Source organism: Terrisporobacter hibernicus, assembly GCF_020809405.1.
GTDB classification, from domain to species: Bacteria; Bacillota; Clostridia; order Peptostreptococcales; family Peptostreptococcaceae; genus Terrisporobacter; species Terrisporobacter petrolearius.
The window spans coordinates 3,580,891-3,598,336 of the sequence record NZ_CP081135.1 but is presented as its reverse complement, the minus strand read 5'-3'; the positions used below and the strand labels follow the sequence as shown (position 1 = coordinate 3,598,336).

The 17,446-nt window shown below is 27.1% G+C and carries 20 protein-coding genes; 8 read left to right on the top strand and 12 right to left on the bottom strand.

Annotated elements, in window-relative coordinates; translation table 11 throughout:
- Positions 1-25 precede the first annotated feature (25 nt).
- Both JW646_RS17510 and JW646_RS17505 read right to left on the bottom strand, forming a co-directional pair.
- Entirely contained in the window at positions 26-805 is a 780-nt protein-coding gene (locus JW646_RS17510) for a M48 family metallopeptidase (RefSeq protein ID WP_228415836.1), read from the bottom strand.
- Between the two features lie 14 nt (positions 806-819).
- The gene (locus JW646_RS17505; protein ID WP_228415835.1) at positions 820-2,805 is read right to left on the bottom strand and encodes a GTP-binding protein; all 1,986 of its coding nucleotides are present in this window, start codon (positions 2,803-2,805) and stop codon (positions 820-822) included.
- A 276-nt stretch (positions 2,806-3,081) separates the two neighbouring features.
- Here JW646_RS17505 and JW646_RS17500 point away from each other — a divergent pair, with 276 nt between their 5' ends.
- From JW646_RS17500 to JW646_RS17490, 3 genes are all read left to right on the top strand, one after another.
- On the top strand, positions 3,082-3,804 hold the full coding sequence (locus tag JW646_RS17500) for a helix-turn-helix domain-containing protein (RefSeq protein ID WP_206923638.1): 723 nt from the start codon (positions 3,082-3,084) through the stop codon (positions 3,802-3,804).
- 123 nt (positions 3,805-3,927) lie between these two features.
- On the top strand, positions 3,928-5,130 hold the full coding sequence (locus JW646_RS17495; protein WP_074916300.1) for a sodium/glutamate symporter: 1,203 nt from the start codon (positions 3,928-3,930) through the stop codon (positions 5,128-5,130).
- A 158-nt stretch (positions 5,131-5,288) separates the two neighbouring features.
- Positions 5,289-5,597 (top strand): DUF1540 domain-containing protein, encoded by a 309-nt coding sequence (locus tag JW646_RS17490; protein WP_228415834.1) that lies wholly within the window; start codon positions 5,289-5,291, stop codon positions 5,595-5,597.
- A gap of 32 nt (positions 5,598-5,629) precedes the next feature.
- On the opposite strand, the gene JW646_RS17485 is transcribed toward JW646_RS17490, so the two are convergent.
- Positions 5,630-6,370, bottom strand: a complete 741-nt coding sequence (locus JW646_RS17485) for a lysophospholipid acyltransferase family protein (protein ID WP_148556640.1) — start codon at positions 6,368-6,370, stop codon at positions 5,630-5,632.
- Positions 6,371-6,518: 148 nt separating this feature from the next.
- Here JW646_RS17485 and JW646_RS17480 point away from each other — a divergent pair, with 148 nt between their 5' ends.
- Positions 6,519-6,791: a hypothetical protein gene (locus JW646_RS17480; RefSeq protein WP_074916295.1), complete on the top strand. Its 273-nt coding sequence runs from the start codon at positions 6,519-6,521 to the stop codon at positions 6,789-6,791.
- Positions 6,792-6,837: 46 nt separating this feature from the next.
- Here JW646_RS17480 and JW646_RS17475 read toward each other — a convergent pair whose 3' ends face one another.
- Positions 6,838-8,445 (bottom strand): Na/Pi cotransporter family protein, encoded by a 1,608-nt coding sequence (locus tag JW646_RS17475; protein WP_148556639.1) that lies wholly within the window; start codon positions 8,443-8,445, stop codon positions 6,838-6,840.
- A gap of 387 nt (positions 8,446-8,832) precedes the next feature.
- Here JW646_RS17475 and JW646_RS17470 point away from each other — a divergent pair, with 387 nt between their 5' ends.
- Positions 8,833-9,024, top strand: coding sequence for a hypothetical protein (locus tag JW646_RS17470; RefSeq protein ID WP_228415833.1), 192 nt, complete (start codon positions 8,833-8,835; stop codon positions 9,022-9,024).
- Positions 9,025-9,114: 90 nt separating this feature from the next.
- Complete coding sequence (locus JW646_RS17465) at positions 9,115-9,306, top strand: DUF2992 family protein (RefSeq protein ID WP_018591147.1); 192 nt, start codon at positions 9,115-9,117, stop codon at positions 9,304-9,306.
- Between the two features lie 103 nt (positions 9,307-9,409).
- On the opposite strand, the gene moaA is transcribed toward JW646_RS17465, so the two are convergent.
- The 4 genes from moaA to JW646_RS17445 form a co-directional block, all read right to left on the bottom strand.
- Positions 9,410-10,321 (bottom strand): GTP 3',8-cyclase MoaA, encoded by a 912-nt coding sequence (moaA, locus tag JW646_RS17460; protein WP_074916289.1) that lies wholly within the window; start codon positions 10,319-10,321, stop codon positions 9,410-9,412.
- A gap of 119 nt (positions 10,322-10,440) precedes the next feature.
- Positions 10,441-10,581, bottom strand: coding sequence for a hypothetical protein (locus tag JW646_RS17455; protein WP_175487602.1), 141 nt, complete (start codon positions 10,579-10,581; stop codon positions 10,441-10,443).
- 18 nt (positions 10,582-10,599) lie between these two features.
- Positions 10,600-10,917: a YbjQ family protein gene (locus JW646_RS17450; RefSeq protein ID WP_074916287.1), complete on the bottom strand. Its 318-nt coding sequence runs from the start codon at positions 10,915-10,917 to the stop codon at positions 10,600-10,602.
- An 83-nt stretch (positions 10,918-11,000) separates the two neighbouring features.
- Positions 11,001-12,341 carry a sodium-dependent transporter gene (locus JW646_RS17445; RefSeq protein WP_228415832.1) on the bottom strand — a complete coding sequence of 447 codons (1,341 nt, stop codon included), beginning with the start codon at positions 12,339-12,341 and terminating at the stop codon, positions 11,001-11,003.
- Positions 12,342-12,520: 179 nt separating this feature from the next.
- Between JW646_RS17445 and JW646_RS17440 the strand changes: the two genes are divergently transcribed.
- Positions 12,521-13,507: a DMT family transporter gene (locus tag JW646_RS17440; protein ID WP_228415831.1), complete on the top strand. Its 987-nt coding sequence runs from the start codon at positions 12,521-12,523 to the stop codon at positions 13,505-13,507.
- 33 nt (positions 13,508-13,540) lie between these two features.
- Here JW646_RS17440 and JW646_RS17435 read toward each other — a convergent pair whose 3' ends face one another.
- The 3 genes from JW646_RS17435 to JW646_RS17425 all read right to left on the bottom strand — a co-directional run bounded on the left by JW646_RS17435 (position 13,541) and on the right by JW646_RS17425 (position 16,284).
- Positions 13,541-14,119, bottom strand: a complete 579-nt coding sequence (locus tag JW646_RS17435) for an HDIG domain-containing metalloprotein (RefSeq protein WP_074916281.1) — start codon at positions 14,117-14,119, stop codon at positions 13,541-13,543.
- A 322-nt stretch (positions 14,120-14,441) separates the two neighbouring features.
- Positions 14,442-15,374 (bottom strand): peptidylprolyl isomerase, encoded by a 933-nt coding sequence (locus tag JW646_RS17430; protein WP_228415830.1) that lies wholly within the window; start codon positions 15,372-15,374, stop codon positions 14,442-14,444.
- Positions 15,375-15,387: 13 nt separating this feature from the next.
- A complete protein-coding gene (locus tag JW646_RS17425; protein ID WP_083399275.1) occupies positions 15,388-16,284 on the bottom strand; it encodes a polysaccharide deacetylase family protein in 897 nt (298 codons plus the stop codon).
- A gap of 252 nt (positions 16,285-16,536) precedes the next feature.
- Here JW646_RS17425 and JW646_RS17420 point away from each other — a divergent pair, with 252 nt between their 5' ends.
- On the top strand, positions 16,537-16,698 hold the full coding sequence (locus JW646_RS17420; protein WP_228415829.1) for a hypothetical protein: 162 nt from the start codon (positions 16,537-16,539) through the stop codon (positions 16,696-16,698).
- A gap of 72 nt (positions 16,699-16,770) precedes the next feature.
- Here JW646_RS17420 and hisIE read toward each other — a convergent pair whose 3' ends face one another.
- Positions 16,771-17,433 carry a bifunctional phosphoribosyl-AMP cyclohydrolase/phosphoribosyl-ATP diphosphatase HisIE gene (gene hisIE, locus JW646_RS17415; RefSeq protein WP_228415828.1) on the bottom strand — a complete coding sequence of 221 codons (663 nt, stop codon included), beginning with the start codon at positions 17,431-17,433 and terminating at the stop codon, positions 16,771-16,773.
- Between the last annotated feature and the right edge of the window lie 13 nt (positions 17,434-17,446).

The window sequence follows — 17,446 nt, the reverse complement described above, 5'->3', positions numbered from 1 at the left end:
TATTGGTTTACTACAAATATGAAGATTACAATGTAAGTTTGTATGAATTTTCTTTAAGCCACTTTTCACTTTTCCTAAAATCAGGTAATATTTCTTCTACAAGATTATAAAAATCCTTTGAGTGATTCATATGAACCAAGTGTGATAATTCATGAACAATAATATAATCTATTACATCCACTTTTGCCATGGAAATTCTTGAATTAATATAAATAGTTTTTTTTGATGTACAACTTCCCCATCTTTTCTTTTGTTCTTTAATTTTAATTATATTAGGGACTAGCCTATTTATCATTGGCTTTTCAATTTTCAATACTTCAAGTCTTTTCAAAACTATTTTTTCACTTTCTATTTTGTACCACTTTTTAAGTTCATCTTTAATATACTCACCTTCATTATTGTTAGTAGTAATAATTAAGTTTTTCTCCTTTATATCTATATGACAATAATTTTTTTTGTTATTTTGAGTATTTTTATCTTCGACTATTTTTAGTTTGTATTCCTCTCCTAAGTAATAAAAAATCTCATCATTTACATATTTTCTTTCCTTAAAACTTTCATCCACATTTTCAAATTTATCTAAAGTCTTCATTATCCAAGATGATTTTTCCTCAAGTACTTTTTTTAAAAATGAAATAGATACAGATCTTGGACTAATTATTTCTATAGTATTTTTTGGAATTATCCTAATTGAGATATTTTTTCTTTTTCTATATTCAACTTTAACTCCTATATTTTCTTCTTTATATAAGAAACTAATGGAGTTATTTTTATTATTTAAAAGTACTTCATATTCTTCTCTCATTTTTCTCTCCCAAGCTATATATTTATCTCACAGTGCATGTGATTTTTCACATCTTCACCTTTCACAGTATAACCTTGTCCTTTTGAACAAAATATGGAATTGGAAGTATAAAGCATATCACTATCTTTATCGTAATTTCTTTTTTGTAAAACCTCTTCACTATTGTGGCATTGATCATATCCATCATAATTAAAAGTGATTCGCCCTCTACCCTTAGTAAAGGATATTAGCTCTAATGGATAATCCATAAACTCACTTACAGGACCTCTTCCACTTATTACTGACTTATTGTTACTAGAATCTTTAATATGGAAGCTTCCACTCATTTTTTGAATATCTGAAATTACTCTTCCCAAATAATCATTGTCTATTTCTATTTTAAATTTATAATAAGGCTCTAGCAATATGTTTTCCACTTGTTCTAGCCCTTGTCTTAAGGCTCTAAATGTGGCTTGCCTAAAATCTCCACCTTCAGTATGCTTGTTGTGTTCTTTTCCAGTTAGAAGAGTTATTTTAACATCTGCAACTTCATATCCACCAAGTATACCTCTATGACTTCTTTCAAATATATGAGTTTTTACTAAGTTTTGGTGACCAACTGTAATATTATCCACATGTGCTAAACTTTCAAAGCTTATTCCACTATTTCTTTTATTTGGTTCAATTTTTAGAACAACTTCTGCATAATGTCTTAGTGGTTCAAAGTGACCTATACCTATTGCTGTATCCTTTATAGTTTCTTTATATAAAATTTCACAAGGACCAAAATCCACATTTAAGTTAAATCGTTGTAAAACTATTTCTTTTAATACTTCTAATTGGATTTTACCCATTATATTTATCTTAATTTCTTTAAGATCTTCACTATATATGGGATTTAGTGAAATTTCTTCTTCTCCTAAAATTCTAAAATAAGAGTAAACATCTTTAATATTTACATTTTCATCAAATAATACTTTTGTACTAAGTGTTGGCACTATAAAGTTATTATCTTCAGTGTTTAGCGTAGAGAGTTTATCCTCCTCTTTACTTAATACTATAAAATTAGAAGGATAAGGTTGGCTTAGCCCTTTTATAGCTACTATTTCTCCAGCATAAGCTTCATCTCTATTTATAAATTTATCTCCCTTATAAATTCTTATTTCATTTACTTTTTCTCTTAGTATATGCTTTTGTGCCATGTAACTTAGTTCATCTTTAATTTTCAACTTACCTGACATAACTTTTATAAATGTTAATTTTTGTTTGTTTTCTTCACTTTTTATTTTATATACTTTTCCAATAAAATTTTCATTTTCATTATAGTTTGTTACACTTAAACAATCCAATACTTCTAAAAGATTGTCTACATTTTCATCAAACAAAGCTGATCCAAATACACAAGGATAAATATTGCAACTATTAAATAAAGCTTTTATTTTTTCAAACCATAAATCATAATCAAAATTTTCATCTAAAAATCTTTCTAATAATTCTTCATCTTTTTCTGCAATAAATTCTATTAATTCTTCACTCATTTTATTGTTTAATTCATTTGTAAAATCAAATATGTCCTTAGATAAGTTTTCTTTTAAACTTATATTTATCTCATCTTTATTAGATGTATCTCTATCCATTTTATTTACAAAAACAATAGTTGGAATATTATGTTCTCTTAAATAGTTAAATATGGTTTCACTATGAGACTGAACTTTTTCCACACCACTTACTATTAAAATAGCATAATCTAGCATTTTTAAACTTCGCTCCATTTCAGGACTAAAATCCACATGTCCCGGAGTATCTATTAAATAGTAGTTTGAGCCTTTGTAGTTAAAGTAGCCTTCCTTTGAAAATACAGTTATACCTCTTTGTCTTTCTATATGATTGTTATCAAAGTATGAATCTTTGTGATCTACCCTTCCTCTTTTTCTTATGGAATTTGTATGATAAAGTATTTGCTCACATAAAGTAGTTTTTCCACCATCCACATGAGCTAAAATACCGATTATTTTATTCATCTTACACCTCATTTTTTATAATATATAAACTTATCTTATCATATTGTATAATCATTAGTAAAATAGATTAAAAATAAAATGACTGGCATATTAACTTAGTCTTTTACTACCTGTTTTCATTGACAAATTTATTGTTTTTATTTAATATTATATGTGATAGTTATTCTCACTTGTTAATTAATTATAATTGAAAATAATATTCTATCATGTCCGTATTTTTTTATTTATTAATATATTGGCATTAAATTTATACTAGAAATTAAGGAGTAAAATAAGATGTTAAATATAAATTATATCTCAGAAACATTTTATAATTGCTGTAATATACCTATTAAAGCAATATCTAAAGAATATAATGAAATCTATAAATTTGGATACAATGATTATTTAGATCAGCTGTACCCAAAAGATAAAATAAATGACTTTATATTAAATGAAATGAATAGTAATAAAGATATTTACACTGTATCTATTGATAATGAAATTCAATATATTATTACAGATGCTTGTAATGTTTTGTTTATCCTAGGCCCCATATCAACAAATCCTTCTAATAAGTTAGTTTGCTATAAGCCAGCTACTTGTTTTGAATATATAGAGTGTATGCTGTGCAAAATAATTGAAAATAATCTTATTTATGACGTTAACAGTCGTTCATATAATATATATGTTAGAAAAGCAATACATTATATACATAAGTATTACCATGAGGATATATCCATAGATGATTTATGTGAAAAATTAAATATAAATAAGTCATATTTTTGTAACTTATTTAAAAAATCCACAAGTCAAACCTTTTCTAACTTTTTAAATTATTTTAGAGTGGAAAAGAGTAAAAAGTTACTTGAAGATCCTAAACTCTCTTTATTAGAAGTGGCTTTAGATGTTGGTTTTACAAATCAAAACTATTATACAATTGTTTTTAAAAAAATAACTAAACAAACTCCTTCAGCTTATAGAAAAGCAATGGTTTCTCTCAAAAATCAAGTATATTAGTATTATCTCTAGAATATAATCTATAAATATTTCCTTTTAATTGCATACAATAATATTTTAAATTTAAAGACGTTGATTTATCAACGTCTTTAAATAATTTTGTATATAAAGGTAGGTGAAAAGATGTATAATCTAGATTTAAACATAGTAAGCACTTTAATATTATCCATTGTATTATATTTGTTTGGAAATTTTCTTACTAATAAAATCTACATCCTTAATAAATTATGTATTCCCTCTCCCGTTGTAGGGGGTCTCACATTTTCATTATTTGTTTTTATTTTAGAATATTTTAAAATAGTAAATGTATCTATGAATACTCTACTTATGCCATATTTTATGTCATTTTTCTTCACAATAGTAGGGCTAAATGTGAGCTTTAAGTTGTTAAAAAAAGGAGGAAAAGTTTTAATTATCTATTGGTTACTATGTGCCCTTTTAGGATTTTCTCAAAATATAATAACTTTTGTTTCATCAAAACTTTTAAATATTAATCCTCTTTTAGGTTTAATGTGCGGCAATATCTCTATGGAAGGTGGACATGGTTATTCTTTGGCTTTTGGAAGGACTCTAGAATCTTTAGGTGTAACTAATGCTTGTAGTGTAGGATTTGCTTCTGCTACTTTAGGTTTAATTATGGGTGGAATAATTGGAGGTCCTGTTGCCAAGATTTTAATTGAAAAGTATCATTTAAAGTCTTCAAGTATACATAAAAAAAATAAATCCGCTGTAATAAGCAGTAACTCTTCTATATTAGATATTAATGAAACTTTATTCTTTGAACAAATTTTAATTGTTTTGGTTTCTATGAGTATTGGTAGTGCTTTAGCAAACATTATTAATGTATATTTTCATATAGTTGTACCTAGTATTGTTGGTTGTATATTTATTGCAGTATTATTTAGAAATTTTAACGATAAGGCTAAAATTATGACTATGGATTTTAAACTACTAAATTTTTTACAAGAATTATCCCTTGGTATGTTTTTGACTATGGCTCTTATGAGTATTGACTTTTTCACTTTGTCTAGTTTATTTGGACCTATAGTTTTTATAGTAATTTGCCAAGTATTATTTATTGTTATATTTACTACTACACTTGCTTTTAGGGCTCTGGGAAAAGATTATGACGCTGCAGTAATGATAAGCGGAATGTTGGGTCACGGCCTTGGGGCAACTCCTAATGCGTTGGCTAATATGGGTTCAATAACTAATAAATATGGACATAGCCAAAGTGCCTATTTAGTAGTGCCCTTAGTTGCAGCTTTTTTGCTAGATATTTTCAGTATTCCATGTATTCTATTTTTTATTAATATTCTTACATAAACAAAATTTCTACAAAATATATTATCATACTATTTAATTAATTTTTTTATTAACTTTATTTTTAAATATAAAATACCTTAAATTATCATATTTGTATTAAATTTATAAAAAATATCATAATAATAATAGTAAAGTAAATATTATGAAGGAGGTACATTATGAATAGCAATTTAAATTGCATTGTTTCAAATTGTGCTTATAATAAATCTGGTTATTGTTATGCTTCACATATAAAAATAGAAGGCTTTGAGGCTACTGTTACTCCAGAAACTTACTGTGAAAGTTTCATAAGTAAAGCAGAGGCTAATTTTACAAGTAGTGTAAATGATGGTACACTAACTAATACTCAAAACATTTCTTGTAGTGCCAAAAACTGTACATATAATATTCAAGGGGCTTGTAATGCAAATCATGTTCTTATTAATATGAAAAATGCCCTTTGTGATACATTTAGACTTAAGCATTAGTATATAAAAAAGAGAGGTTACCCTCTCTTTTTTTAATTTATTTTCTTTTCCATAGCAGCAATCATTTTTTCTTTTATTATTTCTGCCAATACTACTGTTTTAATTCTTGGATTTTCAATATGATCATATATAGGGTCTAAATACTCAACTTCTACACTGCCCGAATTAATTTTACCCACTGGTTCATATCCTTCATAAGTACTTCTAGAGTTTTTTATTACCATGGGTACTATAGGGCATTTAGCCTTATATGCTATTTTTAGAGATCCAGCTTTAAAATCAGAAACTAAAGCATTAGGGTCTTTTACCCAAGTCAAATCTCCTTCAGGAAAAACAGCCATACTTTGACCATTCTTTATATTTTCTGAGGCTTTAATTATACTTTTCATACCTTCTCTATTATTTTCTCTATTTATAAAAACACACTTTATTATGTTTAGCCAGTGACTAACAATAGGTATATGTCTCCATGTAGGCACGTCAGCAATTATAACACCTACTGGTTTTTCTATACTAGATACCAAAATATAACTATCTAACATGCTGGCATGATTTGATACAAATAGGACCTCTTCTTTAGGTACTTTTTCTTTACCTGTGATTTTTATCTTTATTTTGACTAAATTAAGAGATCTTTTTGCATGATTTTTTACAAATCTAAATTTTTCAATACTACTATATTTTTTTTCATTGTACTTTATTTTTATTAGCTCTGGTATAGACAATATAAATCCAAAAAATTGATATAATGCAAACTTAATATAATTAAACACTAACTCCACTCCTTAAAATAATGTTAACAATTAATTCTAGCACACTTTGATTTATTTTTTAAGTATTTATATTTTGTTATAAAATCAGTAAGTCTATGAATATAAATTAATAAATAGATAAAGCTTTTCTATGTAAAGGAGGATAAATATGGCATCTACCATAAAAAACTATAATGATAGATTAGTTATCATAAATATAAACTCTCATACAGGTGATAAAATAAAACTAAATCTGCCTGTGGAGTTTGTAAAAAAACTAATAAAAAACAATGCTTTGAATTTTTTTATATTTGAAGAAGAAATAGTTGATACACAGAAAATGATAAAATCTCTTTTAGACTCTTTTAATTACAATCTAACAGGAGAAATTCTTAATTTGGAAAGATATAATGGTGATTTAGTAAAAATTAAAATTCAATAAATTAATACCATAATTAAAAAAGTTGTCTCCTAAGAGACAACTTTTTTTAGTTTGATTCAACTTGATTAGCTATATTACATGCATGATCTGATACTCTTTCTAAATTTGTTAATAAATCTAAGAATAGTACTCCAGAATCAATTGTACATTTTCCTTCATTTAATCTTTCCATATGAGTTTTCTTATAAAGCTTATTAAGAGCATCTACTTCGTCTTCTACTTTATATATTTCAGCTAAATCTTTTTTATTATTTTCGCCTAAACAACTTAATGAAGACTTGAAGTTTCTTTGAGCTTTATTGTATATGTTAGTCATTTCTTCAATAGCACCTTTAGAGAATTCTAAGTCTTTATCTATTGCTATTTTAGATAATTCAGATATATTTTCAGCATGGTCAGATACTCTTTCAATATCATTAACTGTATTGAATAATAAGTCAACTTTGCTTCTTTCCTCATCATTTAATGATGACTTAGAAAGTTTTAATAAATAGTTTAATATTTCTTTTTGTAATATATTTACAGTTTCTTCATGTTTTTCTGTTTTATTAACAGATTCTATTGATTTATTTAATAAAGAATCCATAGAAGATTCTAATGCATAGTTTGCTTTTTCACCCATTCTTAAAACTTCTTTTACTGTGTTTCCAAGAGCTATAGATGGAGTTTGAAGAATTCTTTCATCTAAGTATTTAGTTTTAACAGATGCTTCACTTTCTTCTTCAGTTATTGGCATAAGTTTTAATACTATTTTTACTATATATTTTGCAAATGGTAATAAAATTAATACATTAACTACGTTGAATATTGTATGAGCATTTGCTATTTGTCTAGCTGCATCATTTGGATCTAAGTACTGAACAACCATACTTATTGGTTTACCTAATATTAGCATAAATATTATTGTTCCTATTACGTTAAATGTTAAATGCATTGTTGCTGCACGTTTGGCATTTCTAGATGCTCCTATACTTGATAATAATGAAGTAACACAAGTTCCTATATTATCTCCATACAGTATTGGAAGTGCTGCACTAAGTGGTATTAACCCTTGTGACGCTAAAGCTATAAGCATACCCATAGATGCGGAAGAACTTTGTATTATACCTGTTATTGCAAACCCTGCAAGAATTCCTAGAACTGGATGTTTACCAAAATAAATAAATGCATCTCTGAAACCTTGGTATTCAGCTAAAGGTTTAACAGCATCTTTCATAAATTCCATACCTGTAAATAAGATACCAAATCCTAAAAGTATAGTTGCTAATTCTTTTGTTTTTTGTTTTTTACTAAATAAGTATAGTATTATTCCTATTCCAAGTGCAATTGGTGCGATTGATTCTAATTTAAATGATACCAGTTGAGCTGTAACAGTTGTACCTATATTCGCTCCCATTATAACACCTATTGCTTGGCTTAAAGTCATAATACCAGCATTAACAAAACCAACAACCATAACTGTTGACGCTGATGAACTTTGTATAATTCCTGTAACTACTGTTCCTACTAGAACTCCCATTACTACGTTGCTAGTTAACTTTTCAACTATTTTTTTTAATTTTTCTCCTGCTGCTTTTTGTAGACCTTCTGCCATTAAGTTCATTCCATATAAGAATAAACCTAAGCCTCCTAATAGACTTATTGCTATTTCCAAAATAATTTCCTCCTTAAGTTATACCTAGTGATTATTATCTGCTTTTATGTACAATTTTATCTTGTCATACATATTTAACAATTTTTTTGCCCTTTAACAATTATTTTTGCCATTTAACAAATATTTAATAAATATTAAGTTCCTATGAAATAATAATACATTTTTCGACTTTTTTGGTTAAGGATAGGTTAAATAATTGTTAAGAGAATGTTAAATCATATATTAATTTATAAAATACATTTTTATTTTTTACAGTTGAAATGAAATTATTATATTATTTTGCTACTATTTTTCCTTCCATATTCCCACTAATTTATTTAATAAAATTTAATCTTAATTTATTAGATTAGTAAAAAATTGGGTATTTATATTTTAGGAGGTGATTTTATGGAAGAAATAATGGCACTAATAAATAGAAAGTTTTTAAAAGATAATGAGTTATTATATTTAGAAGATCATGATTTAGTTAAGTCTTGTGAGTTTATGAAACCACATAATGCCCATTATAAAGAGTATTTAGTAGTAATTAATAATAATGGTAAGGATGAAGAACATATTGTATGCTGTAAGTTCATATAGTTTTCTAATTTTTTTCTCCTTTTGTCATAGTCAAATCACATCATGAATAATTATATATAAATCAATTGATAAACTTTAGGAGGTATGTGAATGAAGGAAGTATGTGCAGATTTGACTGTTTACTTTCAAGAGCCTTATTGGGTAGGAGAATACAAACGCATTTCAGAAGAAAAAATTGAAACAAGTAAAGTATTTTTTGACTATGAACCGTTAATTCATCAAGTTTATAATTATTATTTGAAAAATTGGAACAAACTTAATTTTACCATATCTTATGAATAAATAAATGTATGGAAAAATAGCTAGACTTATGTTTTATGATATAATAATCTAGCTATTTTTATATTAAGTTTTTCATTGCAATATTTGCATCTCCTAGTACATATTAAACTAATGTATGATTTCTTGTTTTTTCTTTAAGTACGTCTTTTACTACCTCTTTAAACATTATTGGTTTATGTAAAAAATCTGTCAAATCAATTTCTTCATCTGCATAAAGACAAAGTCTTAAAAATCCATCATTAGTAATAATCATTTTATTGCACTTTTCACAAAAACAATCACTAATTGGTGAAATAATTCCCACTCGTCCTTTTGACTTTTCCATCTTATAGTATTTAACATTATGATCTTCCTCAAATCCTGATATATTAATATCTTCAAGGTTTTCCATTAACTGTTTTGTATTAACATAACTTAAATCATAAAGTTTTTTACTGCTACCCCATGGTGTAAGTTCTACAAACCTAACATCCACATTATTGTATTTTGTCAGTCTAATAAAATCATATACTTCGTCTGTATTAAATTCATCTATAAGTACACAATTAATTTTAACTGGCAATTTAAGTCTTATACATGTATTTAAAGCATTTAACACTTCTGTTAAACTACCACCTCTAGTTACTGCATTATATTTATATTCTTTTAGAGAATCAATACTTAAATTTACCCTATCAAGACCGCTATTTTTCAACTCCAATGCTTTTTCACTGAAATGTTGACCGTTTGTTGTAATAGAAATATCTTCTATATTACACTCATGTTTAGCAAAATAAATTAAATCCTTTAAATAAGGATATAAAAGAGGCTCTCCTCCTACAAACTTTATTTTGTTTACACCAAGTTCTTTAAAGTTTTTTATTATAAACTTATAATCATCAAAACTTAGTATCTTATTAACATATTCATCTTCAACTGTTTCGTCTTCCTCTTTACAGTAAACGCACCTTAAATTACATTTATCTGTAAGAGAAATTCTAAGATAGTTTATTTCTCTTGAATAGCTGTCTTTCATTTAGTTACCCTCTTTACTTATAATTTTCCTCTTTAATTATATAATATTACTTAAAGTCAATTAATTCAAATATTTTCATAAAAAATAGCATAAAAATATAAATTTTTATGCTATAAGTCTTAATATTTATCGTATTTATCTAAATTTTCTTCTTTTTTCTCTTTTTGTCTCTCAATAATTTTCATAATAAGTAGAATTATGGAGCCAATTATTATTACTCCATAAAATAATATAAATATACTAAAGATAATCATATCCATAAATATGCTCCCTAAAAATTACTCCTCTATTAAAACTGCTGTACCATAAGCAATTACCTCACTAGCACCAGTCATAATTGCTGAAGTACCTATTTTCATACCTATAATAGCATTTGCTCCCATATCCTCAGCTTTTTCTACCATTCTTCCTACGGCAATTTTTCTAGCCTCTTCCATCATTTCTTGATATGCTTTTATTTCCCCACCAACTAAAGTTTTAAAACTAGCACCTATATCTTTACCTATATTTTTTGTTCTAACTGTACTTGCTGATACAAATCCATAAACTTCTTTTATTTCTTTTCCTGGTACATTATTAATTGTAGTTATTATCATATATACCCTCCCAAAACTCTTTTTACTTTAATTGTAACAAATTTTGATATTTTATTTCATTACAATATTGTTAGATAATTATATTATCCTATTCCTCCAAGTAGTATTCCTGCTATTAATACTATTAATGTTAAAAATACATATATATATTTGGCCATAGGATTAAACCAAGAGCCAAGTAATTTTTTAGAACCAGTCTCAATTTCTGATTTTGCCTTATCGATACCAATTACCCAGAAAAACATTATTGCTGCTATAAATGCTCCAAGTGGTATTATATAAATTGATACAAAATCCATCCACTTTCCTAGAACATCTCCACTTTCCACAAATAATCCAAATATAAATGCCAAGAAGCAAACAAGTATTACAGATAATTTTCTACTTAATTTTAAATTACTTTGTATAGCTTCTATTGGTACTTCTAATAAATTCATTAATGATGTTATAGATGCAAATAATACTGATATAAAAAATACTATGGCAAATATTCTTCCAAAAGGCATTAGTTTAAATACTGATGGCAGTGTTATAAAAAGTAATGGTGGTCCTGCAGTTGGGTCCAAATTAAATGCAAATACTGCTGGAATAATTACAAGCCCTGCAGTTAAAGCTGCTAAGGTATCAAATACAACTGTATTCTTTGCTGCATTTGGTATGTCTATATCTCTTTTTAAATAACTTCCATATACTATCATTCCAGACCCTGCAATGGATAATGAGAAAAATGCTTGACCTAGGGCATAAATCCAAGTTTTTGGTTGAGATAAATACTCCCACTTTGGAACAAATAAATAATTTATTCCATCCTTTGCTCCATCTAACATTAAAACTCTTACTAAAAGTAATAAAAATAAAATATAAAATGTTGGCATCATAATTTTATTTACTTTTTCAATGCCATTTGAAACACCAAGTAGTAAAATTAACGCTGTAATTAACAAGGCTAAAAAGTGCCACATTACACTACCAAAAGGTCCTGCTATAGCTACAAAATATGCACCTGAATCTATAGCATTTAGGGCTTCTCCAGAAATACTTCCTACTAAGAACTTTATAAACCACCCTACTACAACAGCATATCCAACAGCTATACCAAAAGCTCCCAGTACTGGTATAATTCCAAATAAACCTCCGCCTTTTTTATCTTTTGTTTCTAATGCATTTTTAAATGATCCTATTGGACCACTTTGTGTCATTCTGCCAAAAGCAAACTCTCCCATAAGTCCTGTGCATCCTAATAAAACTATAAATAAAATATAAGGTATTAAAAAAGCTGCCCCTCCAAATTGACCAATTCTGTATGGAAACATCCATATGTTTCCCATTCCTACAGCTGAACCTATACATGCTAATATAAATCCTGCTTTTGAGGTAAAAAGGTCTCTATTTTCTCTTTGACTTTTTGCATTATTATCAGACATAATCATCTCCTCCTTTGATTTTTTCTGTTATAATTATATGAATCTTTTTATTTTAAATCATATGATTTAAATAATTTTACCATAAAATGTAAATATTAACTATAATTTACTATATGAGCTTAATGGATAGTTGAATATTGATTATTAAAGTACTACTCTTATAATTGGAGGTGTGTAAAGTGAAAAAGGGATATTTATACATAGCTATAGCAACAATTTTATTTAGTTCTATGGAAATAATGTTAAAAACCATTTCTCAAAGCTTCAATCCCATACAACTAACTTTTGAAAGATTTTTTATTGGGGGCTTAATATTACTGCCCTTTGCAATTAAATCACTTAAATCTAAAAATGAATCCCTTAACAAAGAAGATATAAAACAATTTCTATTATTAGGATTTATGTGCGTTGTTGTCAGCATGACTTTTTATCAACTTTCTGTAAATTATACAAAAGCTTCTGTTGTTGCAGTTATTTTCAGCTGTAACCCTGTTTTCGTAATGATATTTGCTTATATGTTCTTAAAAGAAGAAATCCACTCCCATAATATCCTCTCCCTTATTCTAGAAATAATGGGAATTATTATAATCATTAATCCCTTATCAATTAAATTATCACCTATAGGCCTTACTTTAACCATTCTTGCAGCTATTACATTTGCTTTGTATGGTGTATTAGGTAAGAAAAGTACAAAAAAATTTGGTGGAGAAGTTGTAACTTGCTTTAGCTTCATTTTTGGAAGTATTGAAATGCTTATTTTAATATCAATAGGACATGTTTCTTCTATATCAACTCTTTTAACTTCATTTAACCTAGATAACTTTGCAAATGTACCTTTATTTACTGCATATAATATAAGTAATATTTTAGTTGTAATTTATATTTATGTTTTTGTGACAGGTCTTGGATATGCTTCTTATTTTAAGGCTATGGAAGAAACTTCGGCTAATACATCATCTTTAGTATTTTTCTTTAAACCGGTTCTCTCTCCTATTTTCGCTTTTATTTTTATAGGGGAATTCATTCCTATGAATATGATTGTGGGAATTTTATTTATAGTTATTGGTTCTATTTTTACAATTATGTGTAATATGTCATTGGACAAAAGGTTATTAGGAGGAGGAGGAGAAGATGAAATAAGTTCAAATCAGGAAAACTTCACGTAAAAAAAGTATAAGCTTATCGCTTATACTTTTATATTATGAACTAACAGCTTCTCCTACAAGTCCTATTTCTTTTGCCACTGATTTCATTCCTTCTATTGTTTGTTCTATAACCTCTTCTAAAGGTTTATCTAACATTTCACATCCATTTTTTATAACTTCTCTATTTACACCTGCAGCAAAGCCACTAGATTTAAATTTTTTCTTAACTGATTTTACTCCTAAATCTAATACGCTCTTAGATGGTCTCATAATGGCTGTAGCATTTATAAGACCTGTTAGTTCATCAATTGTATATAATACCTTCTCCATGTTGTTTTCTGGCTTTACATCACAAACTAGACCATATCCATGACTAACAACAGAGCGTATTAATTCTTCGTCTAAATCTTTTTCTCTCATTATTTCTATTACTTTCTTACAATGCTCATCAGGATATTTTTCATAATCTAAGTCATGTAATAGTCCTACTATTCCCCATCTTTCTGGATCTTCATTATAAAGATTTGCAAAATGTCTCATAACACCTTCTACTGCAAGAGCATGATTAATCAAATGCTCATCTTGGTTATACTCCTTTAGTATATTCCACGCTTCTTCTCTTGTTGGATACATATATTACTCCTCCTATGATTAATATTATCTTATATTATTGTATCACCAATTAATACCAATTAACTTAAGATATTATAAATTATTCCAATTTTCTTGAAATTTAAAACAATATTTATCATATAAAAAATTCGCTTCGCTCATTTCGCCAACGAGATGCCTTTGAGCAACGTGTTGGCGAATCATTTCGCTACTGCTTCAGGCAACTCCGTTGCTCAAAAATACATTTTTTACATTTTTAAAATGAGTTAATATAACTTAATTCCAGGACTTATGAACAGCGTAAATCGAATTATAATTTCCTAAAATGTAAAAAAACAACCACTTATTCAGTGATTGTTATTTTTCCGTTTTTATATAATGAGTCTATATGTTTTGTATATTTTTCATTTAATATTTTAGCTTTTATATCATCTTTACTATCTTCAAAGGACTTTGTAACAGACCTTTTATCAGTTACTTTTACAATGTGATATCCATAAGGTGTTTCAATAAGATTTGAAACTTGGTTTGTATCTAGTTTAAACACTTCTTTGGTAAATTCAACGTTTTTATCACTCTTAGCAAAGTATCCTAAGTCTCCACCGTCTTTTCCTGAATTTTTATCATCAGAATATTCCTTTGCTAAATTAGCAAAGTCCTCATTATTTTTTATTTTATCTAAAACACCTTGTGCCTTTTCTTTTAATTTTTCTTTTTCTTCTTTACTTACTTCTTTATTGTCTTTATCTAAAGTAGATATTAAAATTTGACTAGCTTTTACTTCTTCAATATTAAATTGGTCTTTGTTATTATTGTAGTAAGCTTCCATTTCCTTATCTGAAATCTTAATATCTTTTATAAAGTTTTCCTTATATTTTGCTACAACCAAGTCTTTTTTAATTTGTTCCTTTAAAAAGTCCTCTGTAACACCAGCTTTTTCTAATTTTTCTTTATAAAGTGGATTTGTATTTAATGCATCTTTAAGTTGGGCAAACTTTTCATTTACTTCACTATCTTCTATTTTAATATTTTGCTTTTGTGCATCTTGATAAGCCACTTCATTATCTATAATAAATGATAATACATCATTGTTTATTTTATCACTATTTTCATCTTTTTTTTCTATATATCCTGTGGCATATAAAAATTCTTCTGTCTTTTTATAAGCGTCTTTACTTATATCCACATCATTAACCTTTGCTACGTTTTTATTGCCGCATGCTACCATATTTATAGAGATTAAAATTGTTAATCCCATAAGAGTTATTTTTTTCAATTTTTTACCTCCATTATTTCACTGACTTGAATAATTTACCATTCCAATAGTTTCTTTGTTCATCACTTTGCTTTACTGGTAATATTTCAAATCCCTCTTTTTTAAAATGCTTTATCATTTCATCTAGAACTGCTACGGTTTGCTTTCTTTCGTGCATTAATAAAACTGCATCATCAGTATCACTTGTATGTTTTATAACAGATTGAATTATTTGTGGAGAAGTTGATCTCCAATCTTCTGTATCAAGTGTCCAGTCCCATAACTTGTATCCAGATTCCATAAGAGCATTGTATGAGCTTCGTGGAGTATATGGCTTACTACCAAAAGGAAGTCTGATAACCTTTGATGTTTCTCCTGTTATTTCTTTAAATGTTTTTTGATTAGTATCAAATTCATTTTTTGCTGCTGTTGGTGATGCATATAATTTGTGAATGTCATGACTTACGCTGTGAAATCCTGCTGTGTTTCCATTTTTGACTATATTTTTTACTTGCTGAGGATAAGCTTGCATATTTGAATTAATCATAAAAAATGTGGCTTTTACATTGTTTTTATTCAATATTTTAATAATTTCATCTGTATATTCTGATGGACCGTCATCAATTGTAATATATACTACTTTTCCATAACTTTTTGATGGACCTTTTTCTATCTCCCTTGAGCCACTTAGTGTAACATCAGTTATTGTTTCTCCTTGAAGCATAATATTTCTGCTCTTAGCACAAGCTAATGCTTCTTTAGCGTTTAATTTTACAATAGAAACTACACCTACACATATAACAAGAATAGCAACACCTGCTATAACTTTTGTTTTATTTTTATTGTGCCTTATATAATTCAAAACGTGTTTTATTGTTTTCAAAATTTTTTCTTTTGACTTTTCTTTAAATGTTAAATCTTCTTTTTTCATTTTCAAAATCCCCCAAATTTCTTACATTTTTCACAATACAAATTACTACATTTTTTCATAAATTCTAATCCAAACAATACTACAGCGTCAATACTATTGTCTTCCAACATAATGGTGGAAGTCAATAAAAAAATTGAATCAAAATTGTTACATCTATTTTGTAATACCATTTTTTGTTTGTTATTTTCATGAATATTTTTTCTTGTAACGAGCATTATATTACTGAAATTAATTAATAAAGGAGATTTGAAAATGGCTAAAAAATCAAACGAAAAAAGTAAAATGGTAGACAAAATGAAAAACAAAATGGAAGACAAAAAAGCTAACAAAATGACAGACAAAGTCGAAAACAAAATGACAGACAGAGTCGAAAACAAAGCTAATGAAGTAGATAAATTTAACGATTGCAAATAGTATTTTAAAAAACATAGCTAAAAAAAGTAAGCACACATATATTACATAACTGTGTGCTTACTTTCATTTTTCTTAACTTTCTCTTCCTTGTAATTCATCTTTTATATCTTCTATGGATATATTGGAATTTACCATTAATACTAAAACATGATAAACCAAGTCGCTTATTTCATAAATAGTTTCATTTTTATTTTCATTTTTTGCTCCAATAATTACTTCTGCACTTTCTTCTCCTACTTTTTTTAATATTTTATCCAAACCTTTATCAAACAAATAATTTGTATACGAGCCTTCTTTAGGATTATTCTTTCTGTCTTTTATTAACTCATATAACCTTTGTAACAATTCATTACTTGAAACTTCCTTGGCACAAAATACTTCATTAAAGAAACAAGAATAATTTCCACTATGACAAGCTACACCCTTTTGCTTAACAAGTAGTAGTATGGCATCTTTGTCACAGTCATAATAAAATCCTTCAACCTGCTGAGTGTTTCCTGAAGTTTCTCCCTTTGTCCAAAGCTCTTTTCTACTTCTGCTATAGTAGGTTACTCTTTTCTCAGTTAAGGTTTTTTTCATAGATTCTTTGTTCATATATGCAAGCATTAATACTTCCTTAGTATCCACATCTTGTACGACTGTTGGAATTAAACACTTTTCATCAAATTTTAGAGTATCTATAAAGTCTAGGTCAATTTCTTTATTTTTATTTTTTTCAATTAAATTGTCTCTCATTATTTCATCTCCT